This window comes from Rhodoferax sp. ZS1R8, assembly GCF_056521325.1.
Genome location: NZ_JBWMBA010000002.1, coordinates 1,040,932 through 1,047,703, shown reverse-complemented (window position 1 = coordinate 1,047,703; position 6,772 = coordinate 1,040,932). Strand labels below are relative to the sequence as shown.

Here is a 6,772-nt window from a genome sequence, read left to right as displayed (position 1 = left end):
CTTTTACAACTGCACCCGATTGCACTCAACACTGGGGAATTTGTCACCCAACGCTTTCGAGCGTGAATCGGCAAAACAACAATCTATTGATGTGTCCGAAAAAACTTGACCACCACACATCCGCCTTCGATTGGATAGATCATCGTCGTATGGTAGCGCTCTCGGAACTAGGGCAGATCGCCATTCTGTCTGATGCTAGGTCTGCCTCTGCGCCGTCGACAAGAGCGTGGTTGAAACCTCTACCACCTTCCCACGATAGGGCCTACCCAGCCACCCTCGTTTCATCGCAGAGTTGAAAGTGAACGTTGGTCAAATACGTCGACCCATACGATGAGGTCCATAGCAGGTTTAACGAAGACAGCCACCGTAAATCATCGGCGCCTCAAGACTACGTGTGTCGCCTTCTCCGACCCAACGAACTCAACGCACTCATACCCCAGAGCCCGCGCATCAACGCCTTCGAACAGCCGCTCCCCCTCACCCAGCAGCACGGGCGAGATCGCATAGTGCATTTCGTCAATGAGGCCCGCCTGAAGATACTGCTGGATGGTGTGCGCTCCGCCGCCGATGCGCACGTCCTTTGCGCCGGCCGCCTCACGCGCGCGGTGCAGCGCCTCGTGGATGCCGCCGGTGACGAAATGGAATGTTGTGCCACCTTCCATCTCAATGGAAGGGCGCGCATGGTGCGTCAGGATGAAGGTTGGGACGTGGTACGGTGGGTTGTCTCCCCACCAGCCTTTCCAGTTCATGTCCGGCCAGGGCCCGCGGTCGGGGCTGAACATGTTCCGGCCCAAAATCCAGGCTCCAATGTTCTCAAAGCCGCGCGCCGCAAAGTCATCATCAACCCCGGTCGTTCCACCGTCGTTTCCGAACAAGGTGCGCTGGAACGTGCGTGTCGGAAACAACCACTGGTGCAGATCCGTACCGCCCATGCCCAGCGGATGGCTGATGTCCTGGTGTGGCCCCGCTCCGTACCCGTCAAGCGATAGGGTGAAGCTTTCTACGCGAACCCGTGCCATCTTATGTGTGCCTTTGTGTTTAAAACTAGGTTGTTGCTCAGCCCCAAAGATCTCTACGGTATGTAGGGGCCCTTGACTTCGCCCCACCCCCACCTGGGCATAGGCGCATCGGGATTGACGGTGGCGCCGTCTTGTGAATTCAACACTGCGAGCCGGGACCCCCACTCCAGGTACCCAACCAGTGCGGATCGGAACTCGGGGTCATCCGGCATGCCGAGCTCGTCGGCGGTGTCCAGCAGCAATGCAAGCCACTCACGCCGCTGCGCCTGGGTCAGATGGCGGTTCAGATGCTGGCGGACCATGTGTGGATGCCCGCCGTGGCTGGCCGAGTATTCTTCGGGGCCGCCCAATACTTCTGCCAGGAATGCCGCGACGTGTTTGGCGTGGTCGGGGTTCATGTGGGCAAACACCGGGGCCAGCATGGGATTGCCCGGCACCCTTTCGTAGAAGCGGGCGGTCAGGCGCTCCAGTGACGCGATGCCACCGAGCCAGGAGTAGAGTGTGGGTGTGGTGTCGGACATACCCTATTCTGACTTCTTTGCCGCGAAGAACGCCGCACTGACCCTGTCAAATTCCTCCCCCGCCTCGATCCTGCGCGAAGCCGACTTACCACCACTCCACTCCTGCTTGATCTCTGTAACTGCCACGTCTTCTTCAAACGGTGATTCGAGCACTTTCACCGAGTAATTCTTCTCGTTGATATGCACGCGGTACCAAGCAGTGGAACCGTCGGGGTGGGTCCAATAAGGCTTCATGTTCAGATCACCTCGCGCAGCGTGATGGATGGCCAGTGGCCGATCTGCCATATCTTTTCGGTTTGGGGCGTGCGCTCCACCATCCAGGCGCTCAGCAGCGGCTCCAGCAACGTGCGGTCAGGGTCCACCAGCAGCACGTAGCGGGCTTCGTCGCCAGGTTGGAGTACTTCTCGCAGCTGCCCTATCCAGTCAAAGCTGATCAGGGTTTGCAACAGCGGCTCCAGGCGCAGCGGATCTACATGCAGCACCTTGCACAGCTGCTCCAGCGTCAGACCCTTGCCATCGACCAAGCGGGTTCGCTCCAGCTGCTGTACCACTTCCAGAGACAGCTGAAAGCGCCAGCCATGCGGCAGGCGGCGCAGGGTGCTACCGGCCAAAAGGCTGGGCAGGTAGGCAGTCAGCGCAGCACCTAGTAGCACGATGACCCAGGCCACGTATATCCAGATCAACAAAATGGGCAACGTGGCGAAGGCGCCGTACACCACTGAGTAGGTCGGCACACTGCTCAGGTACAGCGTGAGGCCGCGTTTGGCCAGCTCCATGCCGGTGGACACGAACACGCCGCCTATCCACGCATGGCCCCAGCGCACATGGGTGTTGGGTACAAATCGGAACATGGAGGCCATGCCCGCCGCCACCAGTACGAATTGCAAAGCGATTAGCAGTAGAGAGACTACGCCCGGTAAGTCGCCAACAACGCCCCTGGAAAAAGACACCGCGTAGGAGGTCATGCTCAAACTCAGCGCCAGCAGCACGGGCCCCAACGTGATCGCCGCCCAGTAGAACAACAAGCGCTGCGCGAAGGGCCGCGGCTTGCGCACGCGCCAAATGCTGTTGAGCGTGCGGTCAATGGTGAACACCAGGGCCAGCGCCGTGCCCAGCAGCACGGCCAGCCCCACCACGCCCAGCTTGCTGGCCTGGCCGGCAAACTGGTTGAGGTAGCCCAGCACCTGGCGCGAAATATTGTCGGGCACCAGGCTCTCTATCAACCACTTTTGCAGCACGGTCTGGAACCTGGCAAACATGGGGAAAGCCGTGAAAACAGCCAGCGCCACGGTGATAAAAGGCACCAGTGCAATGGTGGTGGTAAAGGTCAGGCTGCTGGCCGTCAGACCCAGACGGTCCTCGCGGAAGCGTTCGCGCAGCGTGCGGATGGCGTCCAGCCACGGGATTTGGGCGACTTCGTGGAGCCAGCCTCTTAGGCGTTCAAGTTGTTGCATGCCGCTATGATGCCACCGAGATGAACACGCCTGCCCCTTACTCCCCGCCCTCTCCCACTACCTCTTCCGTACAACTCACCCGCTGGCTCGCCGTGGGCTGCGTGCTGGCGCTCATTGGGCTGGCGCTGGCCTGGGAGTTGTACTTGGCGCCACTGCGGCCGGGCGGCTCGTGGCTGGTCCTCAAGGCGCTGCCGCTATGCATTCCGCTGGCTGGCCTGCTGAAGAATCGCATGTACACCTTCCGCTGGGTCAGCCTGGTGGTGTGGCTGTATTTCATTGAAGGCGTGGTGCGCGCCTGGAGTGACAAGGCACCGGGCAACTACCTGGCCATGCTGGAGATTGTGCTGTGCGTACTTCTGTTTGTAGCCTGCGCCGCCCATGTGCGGCTGCGCCAGGCCAATGCCCGCGCCCAGCAATTGGCTGAGGTCGATTCGCAATTGACCACCCAGGGACCCGACGAAGCATGACAAACACCACCGCCACCCACAGCAGTCTGTTGGAGCAACTGCGGCAAACCGTGGGCGCGGCCCACGTATTGACCGAGGGCGACCTTAGCGCCTGGGAGCTGGACTGGCGCAAGCGCGAACGCGGCCGTGCGCTGGCCGTGGTGCGCCCTGCTTCCACCGCCGAAGTGGCCGCCGTCGTCAAAGCCTGTGCAGAGGCCGGCGTCAGCATCGTGCCCCAGGGCGGTAACACCGGCATGGTGGTGGGCTCCACACCGGATGCGAGCGGCACGCAGATCGTGCTGAGCCTGCTGCGCATGAACAGCGTGCGCGCGCTGGATGGCGGCAACCTGACCATCACGGTAGACGCTGGCTGTGTGCTGCAAACGCTGCAGGAAGAGTGCGAAAAAGCCGGCTTTCTGTTCCCGTTGAGCCTCGCATCGGAAGGCAGTTGCACCATTGGTGGCAACCTGGGCACCAATGCGGGCGGCACGCAGGTCGTACGCTACGGCAACACGCGCGAGCTGTGCCTGGGCCTAGAAGTGGTCACGCCACAGGGAGAAATCTGGGATGGATTGAGCGGCCTGCGCAAAGACAACACCGGCTACGACCTGCGCCACCTGATGATCGGCTCCGAAGGCACGCTGGGTGTGATTACCGGCGCAACGATGAAGCTCTACCCGCTGCCGGTGGCACAGCTCACCGCCATGGCCGCCGTGCCGTCGCTGGACGCGGCAGTGCAACTGCTAGGCCTGGCGCACCAGCATCTGAGCGCCGGGTTGACCGGCTTTGAGGTCATGGGTAAGTTTGCGCTGAGCCTGGTGACCAAACACTTCCCCCAGCAGCGCGTGCCGTTTCAGGATAGCGATGCGCCCTATTGCGTAGTTTTGGAGAATTCGGACCAAGAGTCCGAAGCCCACGCCCGCGAACGTTTCGAGCGCCTGCTGGAAGTGGCCATGGACGATGGCTGCGTCATCGATGCCGTGGTCGCCGAGAACATATCCCAAGCCCGAGCGCTATGGCACATCCGCGAGAGCATCCCGCTGGCGCAGGCGCAAGAGGGGCTGAACATCAAGCACGACATCTCGATAGCCGTGTCCCGCATCCCCGAATTCGTGCGCCTGACCGACGCCCAGCTGCAACAAGCCTACCCCGGCGTGCGCCTAGTCAACTACGGCCACCTGGGTGATGGCAACCTGCACTACAACGTACAGGCCCCGGCGGGTGCCGATGCCGAAGCCTTCTTGCGGGATGACGAAAAAGGCGTCAACGCCGTGGTCTACGACATGGTGGACCAGTTCAAAGGCTCCATCTCCGCCGAACACGGTGTGGGCAGCCTGAAGCGCGACAAGCTGGAGCAGCACAAATCGCCGGTCGCCCTGGGCATGATGCGCGCCATCAAGCAGGCGTTGGACCCACAGAACACGATGAACCCGGGCCGGGTGTTGCGGCCCTGACCCACCACCGCCAGCAAATTCGCTACTAATTCAATAGCGGCTTACGCACGCTGCACGAGGGCTACAGCCCGATTCGACTTAAGCTTTCACCCCAAACCCTCAGTGGGCCCTTTCCCCGGTCTGCAGCCGCCACAACGCCGCATAACCACCATTGCGCGCCACCAGTTCGTCGTGGGTGCCACTTTCCACAATCCGCCCGGCCTCCAGCAAATGGATGCAATCGGCCTGGCGCACGGTGGACAGCCGATGGGCGATGACGATGGTGGTGCGGCCCCTGCTCACCACGTCCAGCGAGCGCTGGATGGCGGCTTCGGTCTCGTTATCGACCGCGCTGGTCGCTTCGTCCAGTATCAGCACGGGTGGGTTTTTCAGGATGGCGCGCGCCAGGGCCAGGCGCTGGCGCTGACCGCCGCTGAGTTTCTGGCCACGCTCGCCAATACGTGTGGCAAATCCCAGCGGCAGCTGGTTGATGAATTCCGTGCACTCCGCGGCGCGCGCAGCCTCGGCAATTTGCGCATCGGTGGCACCGGCTGCGCCGTAGGCGATGTTCTCTGCCACCGTGCCGTCCGTCAAAAAGGTGTCTTGCGATACATACCCCACAGCGCGGCGCAGGTCTTGCAGGTTGAGCCCGTCAATGGCCTGTCCGTCCAGCAAGATGCGGCCGGATTGGGCGGTGTAGAAGCGCAGCAGCAGCTTGACCAGCGTGGACTTGCCCGAGCCCGTGGAGCCGACGAAGGCTGTAGTCTTGCCGGCGGGAATGGTCAGGTCAATATCTTGCAGCGTGGGTGTATCGGCATAGGCAAAGCCCACATGCTCAAAACACAATTCACCCTTGACCTTGTCGATGGGAAAGTGCTGGCCTTCGTACGGAATATTGATGGGCGTTTGCAGCAACCCCATGGCCCGGTCTATCGACGACATGGAGCGCTGGTACATGTCCGCCACCTCGGCCAACCCGGTCAGCGGCCACAACAGGCGTTGGGTCAGAAAGACCAGTACCGAATAGGCACCCACCGCCAGCTGGCCCTGCATGGTCAGCCAGCCGCCATACAGCAGCGTCGCGGTAAAGCCGGCCAGGATGGCGGTGCGTATCACTGGCGTGATGGCGGAGCTGAGGCGGATGGCCCGAGCGTTGGCCACGCGGTAGCTGTTACTGGCCTGCGCAATGTGGTCGGCTTCGGCGCTTTCGGTGGCAAAGGCCTTGATAGTAGCCAAGCCCAACAGGTTGTTGTTGAGCCGGGCGCTGACGTCACCGGCCGCCTCGCGTACCTCGGTGTAGCGCGGTGCCAACCGGCTCTGGAACCAGAAGGCTCCGAACAGGATGGCGGGCACCGGCAGCAATGCAATCACGGCAATGCCGGGCTGCAGCGCAAAAAACACGGCGCTGATCATCAGCGAAGAACAAAACACCTGGATGATCTGGTTGGCGCCGCCGTTCAGAAAGCGTTCCATCTGGTTGATGTCGTCGTTGAGGATGGACATCAGGTTGCCGGTGCGCTGGTTCTCAAAATAGGCCATTTCCAGCTTCTGCACGTGGCGGTAGGTGTCCAGCCGCAGGTCGTGCTGGATATCTTGCGCCAAGCCGCGCCATTTCAGGTGGTACAGGTATTCAAACAGCGACTCGCCGCCCCAGATCAGCACGTTCAAGCTGCCCAGCACCAGCAGTTGGTGCCAGGTGCTTGTGATGCCAAAGTCGACAAGGATGTGGCGGGCCAAAAAGCTCTGGTCGCCCTTGACGACCACGTCCACGGCAGCGCCTATCAGCACCTCGGGCAGGATGTCAAAGAACTTGTTAAGGACGGAGTAAAGAGTGGCGAGACGGATGTCGCGAAGGTAGGGGCCGGCGTAGCCAAGTAATTTTTGTATGGGGTGCATGGT

Annotated in this window: 7 protein-coding genes; 2 read left to right on the top strand and 5 right to left on the bottom strand. The window is 61.5% G+C overall.

Annotation, left to right across the window (positions count from 1 at the left end; all coding sequences use genetic code 11):
* Positions 1-371 precede the first annotated feature (371 nt).
* Genes AC097P_RS10890 through AC097P_RS10875 form a run of 4 tightly spaced genes read right to left on the bottom strand, consistent with a single transcriptional unit; the run spans position 372 to position 2,994 of the window.
* Positions 372-1,019, bottom strand: coding sequence for a dihydrofolate reductase family protein (locus tag AC097P_RS10890; protein ID WP_479610412.1), 648 nt, complete (start codon positions 1,017-1,019; stop codon positions 372-374).
* Between the two features lie 53 nt (positions 1,020-1,072).
* A complete protein-coding gene (locus AC097P_RS10885) occupies positions 1,073-1,540 on the bottom strand; it encodes a group II truncated hemoglobin (RefSeq protein ID WP_479610411.1) in 468 nt (155 codons plus the stop codon).
* 3 nt (positions 1,541-1,543) lie between these two features.
* The gene (locus AC097P_RS10880; protein ID WP_479610410.1) at positions 1,544-1,774 is read right to left on the bottom strand and encodes a hypothetical protein; all 231 of its coding nucleotides are present in this window, start codon (positions 1,772-1,774) and stop codon (positions 1,544-1,546) included.
* 2 nt (positions 1,775-1,776) lie between these two features.
* Positions 1,777-2,994 (bottom strand): YihY family inner membrane protein, encoded by a 1,218-nt coding sequence (locus AC097P_RS10875; RefSeq protein WP_479610409.1) that lies wholly within the window; start codon positions 2,992-2,994, stop codon positions 1,777-1,779.
* Positions 2,995-3,014: 20 nt separating this feature from the next.
* Between AC097P_RS10875 and AC097P_RS10870 the strand changes: the two genes are divergently transcribed.
* Positions 3,015-3,461 carry a DUF2069 domain-containing protein gene (locus tag AC097P_RS10870; RefSeq protein WP_479610408.1) on the top strand — a complete coding sequence of 149 codons (447 nt, stop codon included), beginning with the start codon at positions 3,015-3,017 and terminating at the stop codon, positions 3,459-3,461.
* Positions 3,458-4,894 (top strand): FAD-binding oxidoreductase, encoded by a 1,437-nt coding sequence (locus AC097P_RS10865; RefSeq protein WP_479610407.1) that lies wholly within the window; start codon positions 3,458-3,460, stop codon positions 4,892-4,894. Before AC097P_RS10870 ends, AC097P_RS10865 begins: the two co-directional genes overlap by 4 nt.
* Before the next feature lie 99 nt (positions 4,895-4,993).
* On the opposite strand, the gene AC097P_RS10860 is transcribed toward AC097P_RS10865, so the two are convergent.
* Entirely contained in the window at positions 4,994-6,769 is a 1,776-nt protein-coding gene (locus AC097P_RS10860; RefSeq protein WP_479610406.1) for an ABC transporter ATP-binding protein, read from the bottom strand.
* Positions 6,770-6,772 lie beyond the last annotated feature (3 nt).